Raw genomic sequence first — 18889 nt, forward strand, 5'->3', positions numbered from 1 at the left:
ATGAGGACCTCCCGCCTGATGGGCTGGCTGCTGGTGGCCTACGGCTGCGCGGTGCTGGCCTTCCTTTACCTGCCGCTGGTGTCGGTGGGGCTCGCCTCGATCTCCAAGGCGCGCTACCTGACCTTCCCGATCCGGCGCTATGCCTACGACTGGTACGGCGAGGCGCTGGCCTCGGACACGGTGCGCGACCTGCTGCTGGTCTCGCTCAAGGTCGCGGGCATCGTCACGGTGCTGAGCATGGTCATAGGCTTCTTGGGCGCGCTCGCCTTCGCGCGCTACTCGTGGCGCTTCCGCAAGGCCTACCAGAAGCTCATCCTGCTGCCGATCTTCTTCCCGCAGACCGTGCTGGGGCTGGCGCTGCTGATGTGGTTCAACACCGTGGGCATCATCCCGTCGTGGAAGACCGCCGTGGTGGCGCATCTCGTCTGGATCGCCCCCATCGCCACGCTGGTGATCTCGATCCGCGCCTACAGCTTCGATCCCGCGCTCGAGGAGGCCGCCCGCGACATGGGCGCCACCACCTGGGACACGCTGCGCGAGGTGACCATCCCGCTGCTGATGCCGGGGGTGATCTCGGCCGGGCTTTTCGCCTTCCTCCTGAGTTGGGGCAACTTTCCGCTGTCGCTGTTCACGACGGGGGCAGACAGCACGTTGCCGGAATGGCTCTATGCCAAGATGGTCTCGGGCTATTCGCCGCTGGTGCCGACGGTGGGCATCCTGACCGTGGGGACCTCGGCGGTGCTGCTCGCGCTGGGGCTAACGGCGGCGCTCATCTTCAAGCGCGCCCGCGCGGCGCGGAACGCCTGAACGACAGAAATGCATAACAGACTGAAAAGACAGGGAACAGACACATGCTCACATCCATTGCCGGAAAATCGGTGATCGTCACCGGCGGGTCCAAGGGGATCGGCAAGGGCATCGCCAAGGTCTTCGCCGCGCAGGGCGCCAAGGTCATGATCGCTGCCCGGGGCGAGGATTCCGCCAAGCTCGCGGTGGCCGAGATCGAGGCGGCGGGCGGCACCGCGGCGTGGCATCCGACCGACGTGGCCGACTGGACCTCGGTTCAGGCCATGGTCGCGGCCACGGTGGGCGCCTTCGGCGGCGTCGACATCCTCTGCGCCAACGCCGGGATCTTCCCGCAGAAGAAGATGGTCGACATGTCCCCCGACGACTGGGACTACGTCATGTCGGTGAACCTCAAGTCGAGCTTTCTCTGCGTGAAGGCCTGCATCCCGATCTTCGAGGCGGCGGGCAAGGGCCGGGTGGTGCTGACCTCGTCGATCACCGGGCCGGTGACCGGCTACCCGGGCTGGTCGCATTACGGCGCGTCGAAGTCGGGCCAGCTGGGGTTCATCAAGACCGCGGCGATGGAGCTTGCGCGCTACGGCACCACGATCAACGCGGTGATGCCGGGCAACATCTACACCGAGGGGCTGCAGGATCTGGGCGAGGACTATCTCGAGACCATGGCCGCCTCGATCCCGCTGAAGCGGCTGGGTGCGGTCGAGGACATCGGCAACGCGGCGCTGTTCTTCGCCTCCGACGAGGCGGGCTACATCACCGGCCAGCAGATCGTGGTGGACGGCGGGCAGATCCTGCCCGAGAGCCTCGAGGCGATCGGGGAAATCTGATGGGCTGGAAGACCGACTGGCGCAGCTTCTACTACGAGACCGCCGACGAGCCCGAGGACATCGTGCTGGAGGCGCCGCGCACGGCGCTTCTGGTCATCGACATCCAGAACACCTACCTCGACCTGCCCGAGGACCCGGCCGAGGCGCGCCGCTGGGCGCCGTTCTTCGAGCGCATGCACGAGGTGGTCATTCCCAACACCGCGAAGCTGCAGGCCTGGGCCCGCGACAACGGCATCGAGGTCATCCACGCCCGCATCGCCTGCCTCAAGGAAGACGGCCGCGACCGTTCGCTGAGCCAGAAGAAGCCGGGGTTCAACTACCTGCTGCTGCCCAAGGACCGCGAGGATTCCCAGATCGTCGACGCGGTGGGGCCGGTGGGGGATGAGATCGTGGTGACCAAGACCACGGATTCGGCGCTGACGGGGACCAACCTGCGGATGGCGTTGCACAACATGGGCATCAAGGACGTGATCGTGGCGGGGATCTTCACCGACCAGTGCATCTCGTCCTCGGTGCGAAGCCTCGCAGACGAGAGCTTCGGCGTGGTGGTGGTCGAGGACTGCTGCGCCGCCGCGACACGCGAACTGCACGAGGCCGAGCTGCGGATCATCAACATGATCTACTGCCACGTGGTGAGCAGCGCCGAGGTGAAGGGCTTCCTCGCCTGAGCTGGGGTGAGGCGGACCTTCGCGGGACGTGGCCCTGACCCCGTGCCGGGGGACAGGTGTCTGCGCCGAGCGCGGGTGTCTTCCCTCGGGGCGGGACGTCGCCCTGACCTGACATCGAAAGTGCTGGAGCTCCCCGAGGGTTGGTTTCGTGCCCTTCGCGTGTCCGCCGCGCGATGACGGCCGCCCTGACCTGACAGCCTGGTCCGGGGCCGTCGTGCCCGAGGTGCCGGGTGTTTTATCGGAGAAGGCCAAGCGGGGGAGGCTCTTCAGCGTGTGGCGCGGAGGGGCGGTGCCTGACGCCGGGACAACGAGGCGGTGAAGTCGCGCCTCGACCTTGCGGCACGGACACGGATGCGCCGCATCTGGACCTTGTGGCGTCGGGGTAAGGCAACGCTGGGGAACAGACGCGGCCACCCGGAGCAAGAGCGGACTGAGCGAGGCAGTGCGTCGGAACCGGCGAGGCTGCCGGGGGAGGCTCCGCAAGACCCCGTCACAGGAACCGGCAACGCGCCTGCGGCAGTCCCGGCGGATCCACCGTGGCTCAGTCGCCGCCGATCTTCTTCAGGAGACGCAGCAGCGTCTCCTTCTCGCGCTCGCGCAGGGGGGCCGTGGTTTCGGTGCTGACGGTGATGGCGGCGTCCACCGCCTCGTCGATCAGCGTCACGCCGTCGGCGGTCAGCGACACGAGATGGCGGCGGCGGTCGTCGGGATCGGGCGCGGTCTGAAGCAGGCCGCGGGCGATCAGCCGGTCGACCACGCCCTTGGTGGTCGCCCCGTCCATCGCCACCGAGCGGCCCAGCCGGTTCTGCGACATCGGCCCGTCCTCGGCCAGCCGGTGCATCACCGAGAACTGCGTGGGCGTCAGCTTGCCGGGAACCGTCTCGGCGAAAATCGTCGAGTTGCGCTGGTAGGCCTTGCGCAGCAGGAATCCGATCTGCTCGTCCAGCAGGTAGCCGTGATCGGCGCTGGTGCGGGCTTTGGGGATGTCATCCACGGGCAAGGTTCTCCTTTAAGGCATGTTGCCCTACCGGCATTTCACCCCAAGGACAATCCGGAAGCGTATGGTTGGCACCGTTTTACACCGACAGATAGGCGTCCCTGATCTCGGGATGGGCTTCGAGCTCGGTGAAACTGCCGTCGAACTTCTTCTCGCCGCCTTCGATGATGATGGCACGGTCGGCCACGGCGCGGGCGAAATGCAGGTTCTGTTCCGAGATCATCACCGTCAGCCCCTCGGCCTTGAGCCGCAGGATTGTGGCCGCCATCTGCTCGACGATCACCGGGGCGATGCCCTCGGAGGGTTCGTCCAGCAGCAGCAGCGACGGGTTGCCCATCAGCGTCCGGGCGATGGTCAGCATCTGCTGCTCGCCGCCCGACATGTGCTTGCCACGGTTGCCGCGCCGCTCCGAGAGGTTGGGGAAGATCTGGAAGAGCTGCTCGACGGTCCAGTGCGGGGCGTCCTTGCGGGCGGGCTGGCGCCCGACCTCGAGGTTCTCGATCACGGTGAGGTCGGTGAAGATGCGCCGGTCCTCGGGCACGTAGCCGATGCCGGTCTTGGCGACGCGGAAGGCGGGCTCGCCCACCAGGTTGCGGCCCTGGAAGGTGACCTGCCCCTGGCGCGGCCGCACCAGCTGCATCACCGACTTCATCGTCGTCGACTTGCCGGCGCCGTTGCGGCCCAGCAGCGCCACCACCTCGCCGCGGCGGACCTCGAAGCTGAGGTCCGACAGGATGTGCGCCTTGCCGTAGTAGCTGTGGATGCGCTCGACGCTAAGCATGGCTGTCCTCCTTGAAGAGCGTGCCGCCGCCGAGGTAGACCTCTTGCACCTGCGGGTTGTTGCGGACCTGCGCGGCGTTGCCGTCCGCGATCAGCTCGCCCCGGTTCAGCACCATGATGTGATGCGAATGGGCAAATACCACGTCCATGTCGTGCTCGGTGAACAGCACCGAGACGCCCTGTTCGCGCACGATGTCGGCGGTGAGCTGCATGAGCTCGATCCGCGCCGAGGGCGCCATGCCGGCGGTGGGCTCGTCCATCAGCAGAAGCCGCGGCCGGTGGCAGAGCGCGATGGCGAGCTCGAGCCGCTTGAGATCGCCGTAGGCGAGGATCGAGCAGGGGCGGTCGGCCTGCTCTTCCATCGCCACGGTGCGCAGGAACTCGAAGGCCTCGTCGCGGTAGAGCTTCCACGCCCGTGGGGCGATGGAGAAGATCTTGCGGTGATGCGACATCAGCGCCATCTGCACGTTCTCGATCACCGTCATCGACTGGTAGGTGCCGGTGATCTGGAAGGTGCGGCCCACGCCCCGGCGCCAGATGTCGCGGGGCTTGTGGCCGGTGATGTTCTCGCCATCGAAGAACACCTGTCCCGAGGTGGGCCTGAGCTGGCCCATCAGCATGTTGAAGCAGGTGGACTTGCCCGCGCCGTTGGGCCCGATCAGGGCCTTCAGCTCGCCTTGCGCCACGCTGAAGCTGACGCCGTTGACGGCAAGGAAGCCGTCGTAGCTTTTCCTGAGGTTCTCGACGCGCAGGATCTCGGTCATCGCACTTCCTCCTCGTCGGTATGGCGCAGGCGGTTCCAGAGCGTCCGCAGCGAGCCTACGATGCCCTCGGGCATCAGGATCACCACGGCGATGATCACGAGGCCGAGCAGCAGGCGCCAGTATTCGAGCCGGGTGAGCCAGTCCTCGACCACGGTCATGAAGCCCGCGCCGACGACGCCCCCGGCCAGCGTCTTCACGCCGCCGAGGAAGACCACGATGAGCGCGTCGAAGCTCTCGCCGATCTCGAGCGTGGTTGGGAAGACCGAGCCTTTGGAGAAGACGAAGAGCCCGCCCGCGAGCCCCGCCATCGCGCCGGCGAGCGCGAAGGCGGCGTATTGCACGCGCTTGACGTCGATGCCGGTCGCCTCGGCCTGGCGCGGGCTGTCGCGGCCGGCGCGCAGGGCGTAGCCGAAGGGCGAGTGGATGACGTGGCGCAGGAACACGATGCCGCCGACGCCGAGCGCAAGGGTGAAATAGTAGAAGGGCGCGGGGGCGTTCAGCCACTCGGCGGGCCAGATGTTCACCAGACCGTCGTCGCCGCGGGTGACGTCGCGCCACTGGAAGGCGACGGACCAGACAAGCTGCGAGAAGGCGAGGGTGAGCATGGCGAAGTAAACGCCGGTGAGCCGGATGCAGAACCAGCCGATGGCCAGCGCCAGCAGGCCGGCGGCAAGCGGCGCGAAGAGGAAGGCAAGCTCCATCGGCGTGTCGGTGTGGTAGACCAGCAGCGCCGCGGCATAGGCGCCGCCGCCGAAGAAGGCGGCGTGGCCGAAGCTCACCAGCCCGCCGGAGCCGAGGATGAAGTGCAGCGACGCGGCGAAGAGCGCGAAGATGATCATGTCGACGATCAGCGTCATCACGAACTGTTCCGCGAAGACGGGCACGATCGCCAGTGCCGCGATCAGCGCCGCCACCAGCGCCATGCCGAGCGGACCGTAGGGGCGGATGGGGGTCTCGGGCGCGCCGACCTGGCCGTGCTCGCCCGCCACCTCCTCGCGGCCGAGCAGGCCGTAGGGGCGGACAATGAGCACGATGGCCATGACCACGTACATCAGCACCAGCGTCGACTGGGGCAGGTAGGTGACGCCGAAGACGTTGAGCACCGAGATCAGCACCGCGGCGATGAAGGCTCCGGGCAGCGAGCCCATGCCGCCGATCACCACCACCACGAAGACCGCGCCGATGATGTTGAAGTCCATCAGGAGGTCGGCGCCGCCCTTGGGCAGCTGCAGCGCGCCGCCGAGCCCCGCCAGCGCCGAGCCGAGCGCGAAGACGCCGGTGAAGAGCCACGCCTGGTTGACGCCGAGCGCACCCACCATCTCGCGGTCCTGGGTCGCGGCGCGGACCAGCACGCCGAGCCTTGTGCGGGTGATGAGGTACCACAGCGCAAAGAGGATGAAGGGGGTGATGGCGATGAGCACGATGTCGTACTTGGGCACCGGTTCACCGAAGATGCGCCAGACACCGCGCAGGCCGGGCGCGCGCGGGCCCATGCGGTCCTCGGCGCCCCAGATCATCAGCGCGAGGTCCTGGATCACCAGGATCACCCCGAAGGTGGCGACGAGCTGGAACAGCTCGGGCGCGCGGTAGATCGGGCGCAGCACCACCATCTCGACCACGGCGCCGATCAGCCCTACGGCGAGGCCGGTGAGCAGGATCGCGCCCCAGAAGCCGACATGGCCGGGCAGGATCTCCATCAGCGTGACGCCGATGAAGGCGCCCAGCATGTAGAAGGAGCCGTGGGCGAAGTTGACGATCCGGGTGACGCCGAAGATCAGCGACAGGCCGGAGGCGACGAGGAAGAGGGCCGCCGCGTTGGCGAGCCCGGTCAGGAACTGGGCGAGGAAGAAGGCCATGGTCCGGGGGACTTTCCTTGTGCAGCACGACGCATCGGGTGCCGCGCGTCGGCCGGGGTGCGACGGGGGATCCGGGGGCGGGGCTGTCGCCCTGCGTCCCGGCCGTGGCGAGGGGCTCTGCCCCTCTTGGCGCGTACCGCGCCAATTCACCCCGGAGTTTGTCTGGCAAGATGAAGGAGGGGCGCCGCGCTTCGGGCGCCCCCGCCGCGCTTATTCCGCGGGGCGCATCGCCTTGATGTCCTCGTCGCTGGGCATGTAGGGGGCCGGGTTCTTGTATTCCCAGTCCACCATGACGCCCTTGCCGTCCTCGAGCGCGGTGGTGCCGACCCAGGCGCCGAGCGTCGACTGGTTGTCGATGGCGCGGTAGCTCAGCTCGCCGATGGGCGTGCCCTCGACCTTGAGGTCCTCGAAGGCGGCGACCAGCGAGGCGGTGTCGGTGGCGCCGGCCTTGTTGATGGCGGCGGCGATCGACTGCGCGGTCATGTAGCCCACGAGGCTGCCGATCTTGGGGGTCTCGCCGGTGGCCTCGACATAGGCGTCGACGAAGGTCTTGCCCGGGGTGCCGTCCTCGAAGCCGTACCAGGGGAAGCCGGTGACGTACCAGCCCTCGGGGGCCTCGTCGCCGAGCGGCTCGAGGTACTCGGGCTCGCCGGTGAGAAGGCCGTAGACCGAGCGGCCGTCGAAGAGGCCGCGGTCGCCGCCTTCGCGCACCAGCTTGGCGAGGTCGGTGCCGAAGGTGACGTTGTAGATGGCGTCTGGCTTGGCGCGTTCGATGGCCTGCACCTCGGCGCCGGCGTCGATGTTGAAGAGCGCCGGCCACTGCTCGGCCACGAACTCGACGTCGGGCTTGAGCCGGGTCAGGTTCTCCTTGAAGGCGGCCACGGCGTCCTGCCCGTAGGCGTAATTGGGCGCAATGGTGGCGTACTTGACGGCGTCGGTCTTGGCGGCCTCTTCGGCCAGCATCGCGGCCTGCACCCAGGTCGAGGCGCGCAGGCGGAAGGTGTAGGGGTTGCCCGAGCCCCAGACGAGGCTGTCGGCCAGCGGCTCGGAGGCGAGGTAGAGGTAGCCCTTCTCGGCGGCGAAGCTCGACAGCGCGAGGCCCACGTGGCTGAGGATGGTGCCAGTGAACATCACCGTGCCCTCGCGGGTCATCAGCTCCTCGGCGATCTTCACCGCCTCGGCCGGGTCGCCCTGGTCGTCGCGGAAGACGAACTCGAGATCCTTGCCGAGCACGCCGCCGTCGCCGTTGATCTGGCTCAGCGCCAGCTCGATGCCCTTCTTGTAGGGCTCGGCAAAGGCCGCCATGCGCTTGTAGTGGTTGATCTCGCCGACCTTGATCGTGTCCTGCGCGAGGGCTGCCGCAGGGGCCAGCGCGGCGGCCGCGGCCATGCCGAGCACGGTGCGTCTGATGAGGTTCATTGTGTGCGTCTCTCCTGTTGGTGGGGTTCGTTGACCCCGTGTCGCCCGGTCTTTGTGCCGGTTAATCGTGGTAAACGAAAGCGGGAGAAGGGTCCGAGGCGATGTCCTCGGTCCGTTCCAGTTCGAGAAGTTCGTTGATGCGCTTGCGGTAGACAAGGGGGCCCTTGTCGATGGCGATGCGGATCGGGCGGCGCTTCTGCGGGCGGATCTCTTCCTCCTGCACCGCCTCGAGGATTTCCTTGTCCTCGGCGAAGGCCTTGCGGAACATCGTGTCCATGCGTGCCGCCGCCTCGGGGTCGTCGGTGGCAGTGTTGCGCAGGTGCATCCAGCGGTCGATGGTGTAGGTCTCGGTCACCGGCGTCATGAAGTGCAGCGCGAAGATGCGCACGCCCTGGTCGCGGTCCTCCTCGGCGCAGTGCTTTTCGGTCTCGATGGAGCCGAAGTCGATCACCGCGGTGCAGGGGGTGTAGAGGTAGTAGTAGTGCCAGCGGTCGACGTTGCCGGTGAAGCCGCCGAAGGCCTTGAAGAAGCCGATGGGCTCGGCGTCGCGGATCCAGCGCCAGGCGACGATGGCCTCGCCCTCGGTCTGCACGTGCACCGGCACGTTCTCGGACGCGGCATTGCCGAGCGTGGTGGGGTGCACGAAGCTCACATGCGCGGGGTCGACGAGGTTCTCGGCCACGTTGAGGTAGTTCGACTTCAGGTGCAGCGCGTCGCCATGGTGGGCGGCCCAGCCGGGGTCGGTGAATTCGGGCATGTCGAAGACCGCCTCGGGGTCGGCCTTTTCTGCATCGCCCATCCAGATCCAGACGATGCCGTGCTTCTCGACGATGGGATAGGCCTCGACATAGGCGGATTTGGGCAGGTTGGTCTGGCCGGGGACACGCACGCAGGCGCCCGAGCAGTCGAAGGTCAGGCCGTGATAGCCGCATTGCACCGTGTCACCGATGCGCTTGCCCTTCGACAGCGGCAGCAGCCGGTGCGGGCAGCGGTCCTCGAGCGCGGCGACGCTGCCGTCCGATTTGCGAAACATCACCACGTGCTCGCCAAGGATGGTGAAGCGGCGAAGCTCGTCATCAATTTCCGTCGACCAGCCAGCGACATACCAGGCGTTCTTCACGAAATTCGTCATCGTCGTTCTCCCTTGCTCCAACGCTTGGTCGTGCGGCGTATGGTATGGTGTGTCAGCGCAGCCCGTCTGCGCCCTCGATCTCGTCATGTGTCAGGCCGCCCACGCGGGGCAGCGGTCGTCCGGTCTGTTGCAGCGCCACCGCGACGACGATCTCGCCCGGGCGCGGGGCATCGCTGATACGCAGGCGCATGCCGTCGAAGTGGCTGCGCACATAGGCCGCGTCCTTGTGGCCGAGCGGCACGTCGAGGATCTCGCCGGCGCGGCCGATGGCCTTGGACGAAGGCACCAGCGCCTTGCCGCCGCCGATCACCGCGCGCAGCGGCGCGCCCAGCTTCGGGTGCAGGAGGGCGGCCGCATGTTCCAGCTCGCCCAGCTCGCCCACCAGCGCCGCCTTGCCGTAGCCCTCGACCTCATTGGCCGCGCAGCCGAGCGCGGCCAGCGCCTCGTCGCCCAGAAGCTTGCCAAGCGCCTCGCCGGTTTCGATCAGCTCCGAGAGGTCCTCGGCCCAGATCCCGGAAAAGGGGTTGGCGATGACCGCCGCGGCGAGGGACCGGCGGGCGGGGGGAGAGACCTCGCGGCCCATCTCCGTCCGGGTCTCCTCGACCAGGGTGACGATCTTGCGCAGCTTCAACGGAGCCCGTCCTCGCCCTTGATCTGGTCCTTGGTGAGGCCGCCGATGCGCGCGTGGATGCGGCCTGCGGTGGTCATGACCAGCACCAGCACCAGTTCGTTGGGGCGCGGCGCGTCCGGCACGCCGACCTCGACCGCGTCGTAATGGGTGCGCACGTAAGAGGCGTTGGTGTGGGTCACCGGCACGTCGAGCCGGGTGCCCGCGGCGCCGACCTTCTTGGTCGAGGGCACGATGGCCATGCTCTTCTCGATGCTGTCGCGCATGGCGTATCCGCCGGGTACGTGCCAGAGGGCGCCATGCTCGATCTCGCCGTTGACGCCGACGATGGCGCCCTTGCCGTAGCCCTCGATCAGCGAGGCATCGCCACCGAGCGCGTCGATGCACATCTGCGCCAGCTTGGCACCCAGAGGCTCGAGATCCTTCATGAAGGGCTGGATGTCCTCGACATAGCCGCCCGCGTAGGGGTTCTCGACCACCGCAATGGCGGCGGCGCGCTTCTGCGGCACCTCGGGGGCAGGGCCGCCCTCGTGCAGGATGGTTTCGACCTGGACCAGCGTCTTGCGGACCTTCACCTCAGGCATGGAGGGCTTCCTCTTCGGTAATTTCTGTAATCGTGTCACCGAGGGCCGTCCGCTCGCCCGCCAGCGCAAGGCAGGCGGCACGGATGAGACCCCGGCTGATGTAATTCTGGGCCAGCGCATGGCCCTTGGCCAGAGCCTCGCGCGCCTCGGAGGCGGTAAGGCGGCCGACCCCGGTGGTGACCGCGAGCGCGCCAAGGTCGCTGTCGGGGGACAGGTCGCAGGCGCGGGCGCGGGTCACGGCGGGGTGGCCGGGCAGGTCCACGGCATTGGCGATGAGCGTGGCGGCCACGTCGGCGAGCGCCGCGTCCCGGGCCAGCACGGTGACGGCGTCGGCGATGCCCAGTGAATGCGAGCGGCCGCGCCAGCCCGAGGTGGCGACGCCACCGATGCCGTCGTCGGGGCCGATCTCGGCCCGCCCGCCGGGGGCGCGGATGATCGGGTCCTCGCAGATCGACAGACGCAGGGGCTTCGCGGCGGTCCAGAGCGCGATGTCTCCGCCGTTGTTGATATGGGCGCGGGTCAGGCCGTGCCCGGGCACCAGCATCGCGGCCAGCACGTGGTCCGCGACAGAGCCCGCCACCGCCGCCATCGGGGTGACGAAGGCCGGTGCAAAGAGATCGGTCGCGTTCTGCATGCGGCGGGCCACCGCACCGCGCGGCGCCGGACCATGGGCCGCGCGCAGGCGCGGCAGCTCGGCGCAGAGCTCGTGGAGCACCGGCTCGAAGGCCTCGTGTGCCCGGCGCAGGGCGTCACGGGCGGCCTCGGCGGGCCCTTCGGCGGTGAGGATGAGGTCGATCGGCCCGTGGGTGAGCCGCATCCGCCCGTCGCGGGCCATGCGCACGACGGGGGTTTCGTGGAAGCTCATTTCGCGGGCTCCTTGCCGACCGGCCACGGCGCGCCCTTCTTGCGGCTCTCCGAACGGCGGCCCGACAGGCGGTGGTCGCTCTGCCGTCCGGTGACACCCTTCAGTGCATCCTCGAGCGGCATGACGTAGTCCATGTGGCCGCCAAGCGCCTGGTAATCGGCGCGCGACATGGTGAACTCGATGGGCGCGACGAGGGCAGGGGTCGGCACGTAGCCGAAGGCGTTCTTCGGCATCTGCGTCACGTCGGACATGAAGGTGATGCCGCCGCCCGGCCACATCATCACCGGCGCGCCGCCGCAGGTGACGCGGGTCAGCCGCGACTGCACCGAGCGGGTGAGCGAGACCGGGTTCTCGGTCACGCCCGAGCGCAGCGACCCGCCGGCACCGGCCATGAAGAGCACCGAGGCCAGCGAGGGCTCGCAGTTTTCCTCGATGCGCTGGACCGAGGGGCGCAGCCGCTCGGGCATGTCCTTCTGCACCGGCACGAGATCGTCGTTCAGCTCGTAGTAGGCGGCGTTCTCGCCGGTGGTCGAGACCATGAGGATCGACAGGCCCGGCCACGCCTCGGGCTTCCACTTGTCGAGGATTGCCAGCGGGTCGGTGAGATCGGTGCCGCCCCAGCCGGTGCCGGGCTCGGCCACCTGGAAGTAGCGGCCCGGGGTCGAGCGGCGGCCCTTGATCTTGATGCCGGTGGGCTTCCAGCCGATGACCTTGCCGGCCTGGTGCTCGGACATGACGCCGGTGATGTGGTCGTCGACCACCACGACCTCGTCCACGAGTCCCTGCCATTGCGCCGCGAACATGCCGACCGTGGCCGAACCGCAGCCGACGCGCATGCGCTCTTCGGTCTGGCCGTTGACGATGGGCGCCTGTCCCGCGGCGATTTCGAGCTCGGCGCCGTTGTCGATGCTGAGCTGTACGCTCTCGCCGTTGCAGAGCGCGAGCAGGGCGGAGCAGGTGGCGCGGCCCTCCTTCTTGGACCCGCCGGTGAGGTGGTTGACCCCGCCGAGCGACAGCATCTGCGAGCCGTATTCCGAGGTGGTGACATGGCCGATGATCTCGCCCTCGGAGCGCACCCAGGCGCATTCCGAGCCGAGGTGGCGGTCGGTGTCGATCTTCACCTTGGCGCCGCAGTACGAGAAGATCCCCTCGGTCACCACGGTGATCATGTCCGCATCCGCGGTCTTCGAGGCCACGATGAAGGGCGCGGGCTTGTAGTCGGGATAGGTCGTGCCCGAGCCCACGGCGGTGATGAAGGCCTCGTCGCCCGAAACGATGTCACCGTCCCATTCGCGCTCGAGGAAGGGCACAACCGGGGTGTCGGAGTTCTCGAGAATCGTCAGCGGGTCGAGACGCACCAGCTCGCCGTTCTCGTTGGCGTAGCGGTCGCAGGCCCCGGCGCGGCCCTCGGCGATGTAGCACATCACCGGACAGGCATCGCAGCGAATCTTTTCGGGCTTGTCGGCGGTGCCGCGTTTCACCGGGGAGGTCTCTGCCGTCACGTCGCGCGCTCCTGTCGCTGGCATGGGGACGTCAATTCGTTTGTATACGAACGCACATGCCGGGGTTTTCTGTCAAGCGAGTCGAAACGCCGCGTGACGGCGCGCCGGGTCTGTGGTGAGATTTTCAGCAATCGCACGGGTGCCGGGCGGAAGCCTGTTCAAGCCGATTGACAGATCTCGCCGCGCCCGCCTAGCGTAACCCACCTTCGTTTGTATGCGAACGATAAACAGACATTCCTGGACTCACCCAGCGACACGCCCGGAGAATCGCCCATGTCCCTGCACCGACCCGAAACACTGGACGACGCGCTGTCGCTCATGGGGGGCGGCGCGGCGGTCGCACTGGGAGGCGGCACCGACCTCTACCCGGCGCTGCGCGATGGCGTGCCTCCCTCCGAAATGGTCGACCTGACCCGGGTGGCGGGGCTGCGCGGCATCACCCGAGACGGCTCGGGCTGGCGCATCGGCGCGGCCACGAGCTGGACGCAGGTGGCCCGGGCCGAGCTGCCGCCGCTCTTCGACGGGCTGGGGGCCGCGGCGCGCGAGGTGGGCTCTGTGCAGATCCAGAACGCCGGAACCGTGGCGGGCAACCTTTGCAACGCCTCGCCCGCGGCGGATGGGGTGCCGGCGCTGCTGGCGCTCGACGCCTCGGTCGAGCTGGCCACGGGCACGGGCACGCGCGTGCTGCCGCTCGCGCAGTTCATCACCGGCCCGCGCGCAACGGAACTGGCCCCGGGCGAAATCGTCACCGCCGTGCTGATCCCCGACGTCGCGGGCTCGGGCGCCTTCCTCAAGCTGGGTGCGCGGCGCTACCTCGTGATCTCCATCGCCATGGTCTCGGCCGTGGTCGCGGTCGAGGCCGGGCGCATCGCCTCGGCGCGCATCGCGGTGGGCGCCTGCTCGCCGGTGGCGCGGCGACTGGAAGGGCTGGAATCCCTGCTCGCCGGCTGCGGGGCCGGTGCCGCCGAGCCAGTGATCCTGGGCTACGATTACCCCGAACTGAGCCCCATCGACGACGTGCGCGCCCGTGCCGGCTACCGCCGCGAGGCGGTGGCGACGCTGGTCGCGCGCGCCGTCGCTCTGGCCGTCGAAAAGGAGGCATCCCATGTCGCTTGATGCACCACAGGGCCATATCGGCTTCACCCTCAACGGGGCCGAGATCACCGTTCCCGCCGAACCCACCGTGCGCCTCTCGGAGCTGCTGCGCGAAGTCGCTGGCGCCCGCGACGTCAAGGTCGGCTGCAACGCCGGTGATTGCGGCGCCTGCACCGTGCTGGTCGACGGCGACCCGGTCTGCGCCTGCATGATGGCGGCGGGCCAGGTGCAGGGCCGCACCGTGGATACCCAGGCCGGGCTGGTGGCCGACGATCCGCTGGCCGAGCGGCTGGCGCAGAGCTTCCAACGCCATCAGGCGGCACAATGCGGCATCTGCACGCCGGGCATGATGGTCTCGGCCGTGGCGCTGTTGCGCTCGGGTGAGGCGCTGACCGAAGAGAGCGTCTCGGACGCGCTCGGCGGCGTGCTTTGCCGCTGCACCGGCTACCGCAAGATCATCGCCGCGGTGCTCGACGCCTCGGACACGGCACCGCTTGCCGAGGGCGGTGTGGGCGCGCCGATCGCGCGGCTCGACGGCTGGCCCAAGGTCTCGGGCACCGAGCGCTTCGGCGACGACGTGGCGCCGGGTGACGCGCTGGTGGTGAAGGCGATCCGCTCGCCCTACCACCGCGCTTCCTTCAGCTTCGGCGACCTCGAGCGCTTCACCGAAGAAAACGGCCTCACGCTGGTGCTGACCGCCGCCGACGTGCCGGGCGAGAACCGCTTCGGCGTGATCCCCGGCTTCGAGGACCAGCCGCTCTTTGCCGAGACCGAGACCCGCTTCAAGGGCGAGGCCGTGGCAGCCGTCGTGGGCTCTGCCGAGGCGCTGGCCGGGATGGAGCCCTTCCCGGTGAGCTGGCAGGAGCTGCCCTCTGTGCTTACCCCCGAAGGTGCCGCCGGGGCCGCGCTGCTGCACGAGGGCCGCGAGGCCAACGTCATGTGCCGCGGCTACGTGGCGCGCGGCGATGCGGCAGGCGCGCTGGCCGGGGCGGCGCATGTGGTGTCGGGCGACTTCTCCACCGGCTTCATCGAACACGGCTACATCGAGCCCGAGGCCGCCTCGGCCCGGCGCGTCGGCGACCGGCTCGAGATCCGCTGCTGCACGCAGGCGCCCTACATGAACCGCGATGGCATCGCCTCGATCATGGGCATGTCGGCGGCGGATGTGCGCATCCTGCCGACGGCGGTGGGCGGCGGCTTCGGCTCCAAGCTCGACCTCACCGCGCAGCCCTTCGTGGCGCTGGCGGCGTGGAAGCTGAACCGCCCCGTGCGCATCGCCTACACCCGCATCGAGTCGATTTCGACCTCGACCAAGCGCCACCCGAGCCAGGTCCACATGGAGATCGGCGCCGACGCCGAGGGCCGCATCGTGGCCGCGCGTTTCGACGGCGTCTTCAACACCGGTGCCTATGCAAGCTGGGGCCCCACGGTGGCCAACCGCGTGCCGATCCACGCGTCCGGCCCCTACAAGACCCCCAACTACGAGGCCAGGAGCGCGGGCATACACACCAACACCGCGCCCGCCGGTGCCTTCCGCGGCTTCGGCGTGCCGCAATCGGCGGTGGCGCAGGAACAGCTCTACGACATCATGGCCGAAAAGCTGGGCATCGACCGGCTCGAATTCCGCCGCCGCAACTGCCTCGAGAACGGCGACCCGACCGTCACCGGGCAGGTCTTCGAGCGTGGCATGGGCATCGACGCCTGTTTCGACGCGCTGACCCCGCACTGGACCCGGGCGCTGGCCGAGGCCGCCGCCTTCAACGACACCAGCGCCGTGAAGAAGCGCGGTGTCGGCGTCGCGGCGGGCTGGTACGGCTGCGGCAACACCTCGATGTCGAATCCCTCGACCATCCGCGCGGGCATCACGCCCACAGGCGAGCTGCGCCTGCACCAGGGTGCGGTGGACATCGGGCAGGGCTCCAATACCGTCATCACCCAGATCTTCGCGCAGGCGCTCGGCGTCGCGGTCGCGGACATCACGCTGGTGGGTCCCGACACCGACATCACCCCGGACGCGGGCAAGACCTCGGCCAGTCGCCAGACCTACATTTCGGGCAACGCTGCAAGGCTCTGCGGCGAGGCGCTGCGGGCGCAGATCCTGCGGCTGGGCAACGTCTCTGAAGAGGCGGTGATCCGCCTTGGCGACGGCGCCATCGAGCTCACCGACGCGGGCAACACCGTGCGCGTGGACCTGTCGCACGAGGGCGAATACGCGCTGGAGGCGGTCGAGAGCTACGACCCGCCGACCTCGCCGCTCGACAAGAACGGGCAGGGCGATCCCTACGCTGTCTTCGGCACCGCGGCGCAGATGTGCGAACTGGAAGTCGACACCGCGCTCGGCACCGTGAAGCTGCTGCGCATCGTCGCCGCCCATGACGTCGGCAAGGCCATCAACCCGCTGCTGGTCGAGGGCCAGATCGAGGGCGGCGTGGCACAGGGCATCGGGCTTGCGCTGATGGAAGAGTTCCTTCCCGGCCGCACCGAGAACCTGCACGACTACCTGATCCCCACCATCGGCGACGTGCCCCCGATCGAAAGCCTGATCGTCGAGTCGGGCGACATGCACGGCCCCTATGGCGCCAAGGGGCTGGGCGAGCACTGCCTCATCCCCACCGCGCCCGCGGTGCTCAACGCCATCGCGCATGCCACCGGCGCGCGCATCCACCATCTGCCCGCAACGCCCGACAAGGTGCGCGCGGCGATCCTCGCCGTGGGGACGGGCGCATGATGCTCGACGCAGAAGACCCGAAGACGGCCGCAGGAAAGGCCCCCGAGATGACCGAAAAGACCCTGACCGGCACCTTCGCCGGGATCGACGTGGGCGGGACCTTCACCGATCTCGTCTACTACGACAGCAAGGCGCGGGGGGTGAAGCTCGCCAAGGTGCCGACGACGCTCGACAACCAGTCGAAGGGCGTTCTGGCAGCGCTGGACGCGGCGTCGGTCGATGCCGCTGCGCTCGACCTGATCGTGCACGGCACCACCACCACGACCAACGCGGTGCTGGAACGCCAGCTCTGCAAGACCGGCCTCGTGACCACGCTGGGCTTCCGCGACGTGCTCGAGCTCGGACGCCGCACGCGGCCCCACGCCTACGGCATGACCGGCCAGTTCCGCCCGATCATCCCGCGCGATCTGCGGCTCGAGGTGCCGGGACGGATGCTGGCGGACGGCTCGGAATACGCGCCCCTCGACGAGGACGCCCTGCGCGCGGCCCTGGCCGGCCTCGTCGACAAGGGCTGCGAGGCGCTGGTCATCCACTTCCTGCACTCCTATGCCAACCCCGCGCACGAGCTCCGCGCCCGCGAGATCGCCCGCGAGATCTGGCCGAACGGCAACATCACCATGGGCCACGCGCTGATCTCGGAAAGCCGCGAGTTCGAACGCGGCGTCACCGCGGCGGTCAACGCCAGCGTCCAGCCGCTGCTGCGCCGCTACGTCGAGCGCCTCGCCGACAAGCTCTCGGAACGCGGCTACGACCGTGACCTTCTGGTGATGAACGGCAACGGCGGCATGGTCTCGGCCCGCATCGTCGCCGAGGAGGCCGCCAAGACGGTGATGTCGGGGCCCGCCTCGGGCGTCATGGCCGCCGCCTATACCGGGCGCCGCGCCGGCATTCCCGACCTTCTGACCTATGACATGGGCGGCACCTCCACCGACGTCGCGATGATCCGTGGCGCCGATCCCGCCGTCAGCCACGAGATCGAGATCGAATACGCGATGCCCATCCACGTCCCCATGGTGGACGTGCGCACCGTGGGCGCGGGCGGCGGCTCGATCGCCCGCGTCGACGCGGCGGGGCTCCTGCAGGTGGGCCCCGACTCGGCAGGCTCGACCCCGGGGCCAATCTGCTATGGCAAGGGCGGCACCGAGCCCACGATCTCGGACGCCAACATGCTGCTCGGCCGGCTCAACCCCGAGCGGCTCAACACCGGGGCCGGGGGCGTGTCGCTCGACACCATCCGCGAGGCCTTCGCCACGAAGCTAGGCGGCCCGCTGGGGCTCGGCGCGCCCGAGGCCGCGGCGGCGGTGCTGAAGATCGCCAATGCCAAGATGGCCGACGCCGTGCGCATGGTGTCGATCTCGCTGGGCGAGGACCCGCGCGACTTCGCGCTCTTCGCCTTCGGCGGGGCGGGACCGCTGCACGCCTGCGCCATCGCCCGCGAACTGGGCGTGCCGCGGGTGCTGGTGCCGGCGCGCCCGGGCATCACCAACGCGCTCGGCTGCATCGTGGCCGACCTGCGCCACGACTACGTGGCCACGGTCAACAAGCCGCTCGACGCCTGCGACATGGACGAGGTGCACGCGCTCTTCGCCCGGCAGGTGGCGGATGGCCGCGCCGCCATCGGCCGCGAGCGGGTCGAGATCGCCGAGGAGAAGATCACCCACTCGGTCGAGATGCGCTTCATCGGCCAGACCCACCTCCTGCGGGTGCCGCTGCCCGACGCCGCGCCCACGCGCGCGGATCTGCAGGCGCTCTTCGAAGAGGCCTATTTCAGACGCTTCCAGGTCAAGCTCCCCGAGATCCGCCCGGCGCTCGTCAACGTCAACAGCTCGGTCATCGGCCGCCGCCCAGAGATCGACCTCGCGGCGCTGATCGACGGCTCCGGGCGCAAGCCGACGCTGGCCGAGGCGCAGACCGGCACGCGGCAGGTGTTCTTCGAAGACTGGACCGAGACCCCGGTCTACTGGCGCGACCACCTGCCGCTCGACGCCGACCTCGCGGGCCCGGCCATCGTCGAGCAAATGGACTGCACGCTGGTGCTCGAACCCGGCGACACCGCCACGCAGGACGCGGACGGCAACCTGGTCGTGACCGTGGGAGAGCGCGCATGATGCCCCCAGCCCCTCTCTCCAGCTGGCCTCACCCCGCCCCCTGGACCCCACCCGAGGGCGGACAGGACAGCCCCACGCAAGACCTCCAGGCAGCCCACCCGCCCGCCGTGGACCATCTCCGGCCAGGACAAG

16 protein-coding genes are annotated in these 18889 nt (G+C 69.0%); 6 read left to right on the forward strand and 10 right to left on the reverse strand.

Translation table 11 applies throughout. The features are described from left to right. The 3 genes from BLQ77_RS07145 to BLQ77_RS07155 are packed head-to-tail and all read left to right on the forward strand — an operon-like array spanning position 1 to position 2299. Entirely contained in the window at positions 1-807 is an 807-nt protein-coding gene (locus tag BLQ77_RS07145) for an ABC transporter permease (RefSeq protein WP_089957260.1), read from the forward strand. 44 nt (positions 808-851) lie between these two features. Beyond that, positions 852-1631 carry a 3-oxoacyl-ACP reductase FabG gene (fabG, locus tag BLQ77_RS07150; protein ID WP_008884084.1) on the forward strand — a complete coding sequence of 260 codons (780 nt, stop codon included), beginning with the start codon at positions 852-854 and terminating at the stop codon, positions 1629-1631. Then, positions 1631-2299 (forward strand): cysteine hydrolase family protein, encoded by a 669-nt coding sequence (locus BLQ77_RS07155; RefSeq protein ID WP_089957263.1) that lies wholly within the window; start codon positions 1631-1633, stop codon positions 2297-2299. The genes fabG and BLQ77_RS07155 overlap by 1 nt, the downstream gene beginning before the upstream one ends. 541 nt (positions 2300-2840) lie before the next feature. Here BLQ77_RS07155 and BLQ77_RS07160 read toward each other — a convergent pair. From BLQ77_RS07160 to BLQ77_RS07205, 10 genes are all read right to left on the reverse strand, one after another. After that, a complete protein-coding gene (locus BLQ77_RS07160) occupies positions 2841-3293 on the reverse strand; it encodes a MarR family winged helix-turn-helix transcriptional regulator (protein ID WP_089957268.1) in 453 nt (150 codons plus the stop codon). 82 nt (positions 3294-3375) lie between these two features. Next, the gene (locus tag BLQ77_RS07165; protein WP_089957271.1) at positions 3376-4077 is read right to left on the reverse strand and encodes an ABC transporter ATP-binding protein; all 702 of its coding nucleotides are present in this window, start codon (positions 4075-4077) and stop codon (positions 3376-3378) included. Next, a complete protein-coding gene (locus tag BLQ77_RS07170; protein WP_008883806.1) occupies positions 4070-4840 on the reverse strand; it encodes an ABC transporter ATP-binding protein in 771 nt (256 codons plus the stop codon). The genes BLQ77_RS07165 and BLQ77_RS07170 overlap by 8 nt, the downstream gene beginning before the upstream one ends. Continuing rightward, entirely contained in the window at positions 4837-6696 is a 1860-nt protein-coding gene (locus BLQ77_RS07175; RefSeq protein ID WP_089957274.1) for an ABC transporter permease, read from the reverse strand. Before BLQ77_RS07175 ends, BLQ77_RS07170 begins: the two co-directional genes overlap by 4 nt. A gap of 210 nt (positions 6697-6906) precedes the next feature. Further along, positions 6907-8115, reverse strand: a complete 1209-nt coding sequence (locus BLQ77_RS07180) for an ABC transporter substrate-binding protein (protein ID WP_089957279.1) — start codon at positions 8113-8115, stop codon at positions 6907-6909. A gap of 61 nt (positions 8116-8176) precedes the next feature. Next, on the reverse strand, positions 8177-9247 hold the full coding sequence (locus tag BLQ77_RS07185; RefSeq protein ID WP_089957283.1) for an aromatic ring-hydroxylating dioxygenase subunit alpha: 1071 nt from the start codon (positions 9245-9247) through the stop codon (positions 8177-8179). 52 nt (positions 9248-9299) lie between these two features. Continuing rightward, positions 9300-9878 (reverse strand): amino acid synthesis family protein, encoded by a 579-nt coding sequence (locus BLQ77_RS07190; protein WP_089957286.1) that lies wholly within the window; start codon positions 9876-9878, stop codon positions 9300-9302. Continuing rightward, a complete protein-coding gene (locus BLQ77_RS07195) occupies positions 9875-10459 on the reverse strand; it encodes an amino acid synthesis family protein (protein WP_089957289.1) in 585 nt (194 codons plus the stop codon). Before BLQ77_RS07195 ends, BLQ77_RS07190 begins: the two co-directional genes overlap by 4 nt. After that, positions 10452-11324 carry a UPF0280 family protein gene (locus BLQ77_RS07200; protein ID WP_089957293.1) on the reverse strand — a complete coding sequence of 291 codons (873 nt, stop codon included), beginning with the start codon at positions 11322-11324 and terminating at the stop codon, positions 10452-10454. Before BLQ77_RS07200 ends, BLQ77_RS07195 begins: the two co-directional genes overlap by 8 nt. Beyond that, a complete protein-coding gene (locus tag BLQ77_RS07205) occupies positions 11321-12748 on the reverse strand; it encodes a 6-hydroxynicotinate reductase (RefSeq protein ID WP_242661655.1) in 1428 nt (475 codons plus the stop codon). The genes BLQ77_RS07200 and BLQ77_RS07205 overlap by 4 nt, the downstream gene beginning before the upstream one ends. 351 nt (positions 12749-13099) lie before the next feature. Between BLQ77_RS07205 and BLQ77_RS07210 the strand changes: the two genes are divergently transcribed. From BLQ77_RS07210 to BLQ77_RS07220, 3 genes are read left to right on the forward strand one after another with little or no spacing between them, the layout of a single operon-like run. Next, complete coding sequence (locus BLQ77_RS07210; RefSeq protein ID WP_089957300.1) at positions 13100-13942, forward strand: FAD binding domain-containing protein; 843 nt, start codon at positions 13100-13102, stop codon at positions 13940-13942. Further along, the gene (locus tag BLQ77_RS07215; RefSeq protein ID WP_089957304.1) at positions 13932-16649 is read left to right on the forward strand and encodes a molybdopterin-dependent oxidoreductase; all 2718 of its coding nucleotides are present in this window, start codon (positions 13932-13934) and stop codon (positions 16647-16649) included. Before BLQ77_RS07210 ends, BLQ77_RS07215 begins: the two co-directional genes overlap by 11 nt. Positions 16650-16696: 47 nt before the next feature. Further along, a complete protein-coding gene (locus tag BLQ77_RS07220; RefSeq protein ID WP_089957747.1) occupies positions 16697-18757 on the forward strand; it encodes a hydantoinase/oxoprolinase family protein in 2061 nt (686 codons plus the stop codon). Positions 18758-18889 lie beyond the last annotated feature (132 nt).

The sequence above is a fragment of the Salipiger thiooxidans genome (assembly GCF_900102075.1).
Taxonomy (GTDB): Bacteria; Pseudomonadota; Alphaproteobacteria; order Rhodobacterales; family Rhodobacteraceae; genus Salipiger; species Salipiger thiooxidans.

Excerpts from the sequence above, each read along its gene's own strand:
- BLQ77_RS07145 (WP_089957260.1), top strand. The coding sequence starts at position 1 with ATGAGGACCTCCCGCCTGATGGGCTGGCTGCTGGTGGCCTACGGCTGC.
- fabG (WP_008884084.1), top strand. The coding sequence starts at position 852 with ATGCTCACATCCATTGCCGGAAAATCGGTGATCGTCACCGGCGGGTCC.
- BLQ77_RS07155 (WP_089957263.1), top strand. The coding sequence starts at position 1,631 with ATGGGCTGGAAGACCGACTGGCGCAGCTTCTACTACGAGACCGCCGAC.
- BLQ77_RS07165 (WP_089957271.1), bottom strand. The coding sequence starts at position 4,077 with ATGCTTAGCGTCGAGCGCATCCACAGCTACTACGGCAAGGCGCACATC.
- BLQ77_RS07170 (WP_008883806.1), bottom strand. The coding sequence starts at position 4,840 with ATGACCGAGATCCTGCGCGTCGAGAACCTCAGGAAAAGCTACGACGGC.
- BLQ77_RS07175 (WP_089957274.1), bottom strand. The coding sequence starts at position 6,696 with ATGGCCTTCTTCCTCGCCCAGTTCCTGACCGGGCTCGCCAACGCGGCG.
- BLQ77_RS07180 (WP_089957279.1), bottom strand. The coding sequence starts at position 8,115 with ATGAACCTCATCAGACGCACCGTGCTCGGCATGGCCGCGGCCGCCGCG.
- BLQ77_RS07185 (WP_089957283.1), bottom strand. The coding sequence starts at position 9,247 with ATGACGAATTTCGTGAAGAACGCCTGGTATGTCGCTGGCTGGTCGACG.
- BLQ77_RS07195 (WP_089957289.1), bottom strand. The coding sequence starts at position 10,459 with ATGCCTGAGGTGAAGGTCCGCAAGACGCTGGTCCAGGTCGAAACCATC.
- BLQ77_RS07200 (WP_089957293.1), bottom strand. The coding sequence starts at position 11,324 with ATGAGCTTCCACGAAACCCCCGTCGTGCGCATGGCCCGCGACGGGCGG.
- BLQ77_RS07205 (WP_242661655.1), bottom strand. The coding sequence starts at position 12,748 with ATGTGCTACATCGCCGAGGGCCGCGCCGGGGCCTGCGACCGCTACGCC.
- BLQ77_RS07210 (WP_089957300.1), top strand. The coding sequence starts at position 13,100 with ATGTCCCTGCACCGACCCGAAACACTGGACGACGCGCTGTCGCTCATG.
- BLQ77_RS07215 (WP_089957304.1), top strand. The coding sequence starts at position 13,932 with ATGTCGCTTGATGCACCACAGGGCCATATCGGCTTCACCCTCAACGGG.
- BLQ77_RS07220 (WP_089957747.1), top strand. The coding sequence starts at position 16,697 with ATGACCGAAAAGACCCTGACCGGCACCTTCGCCGGGATCGACGTGGGC.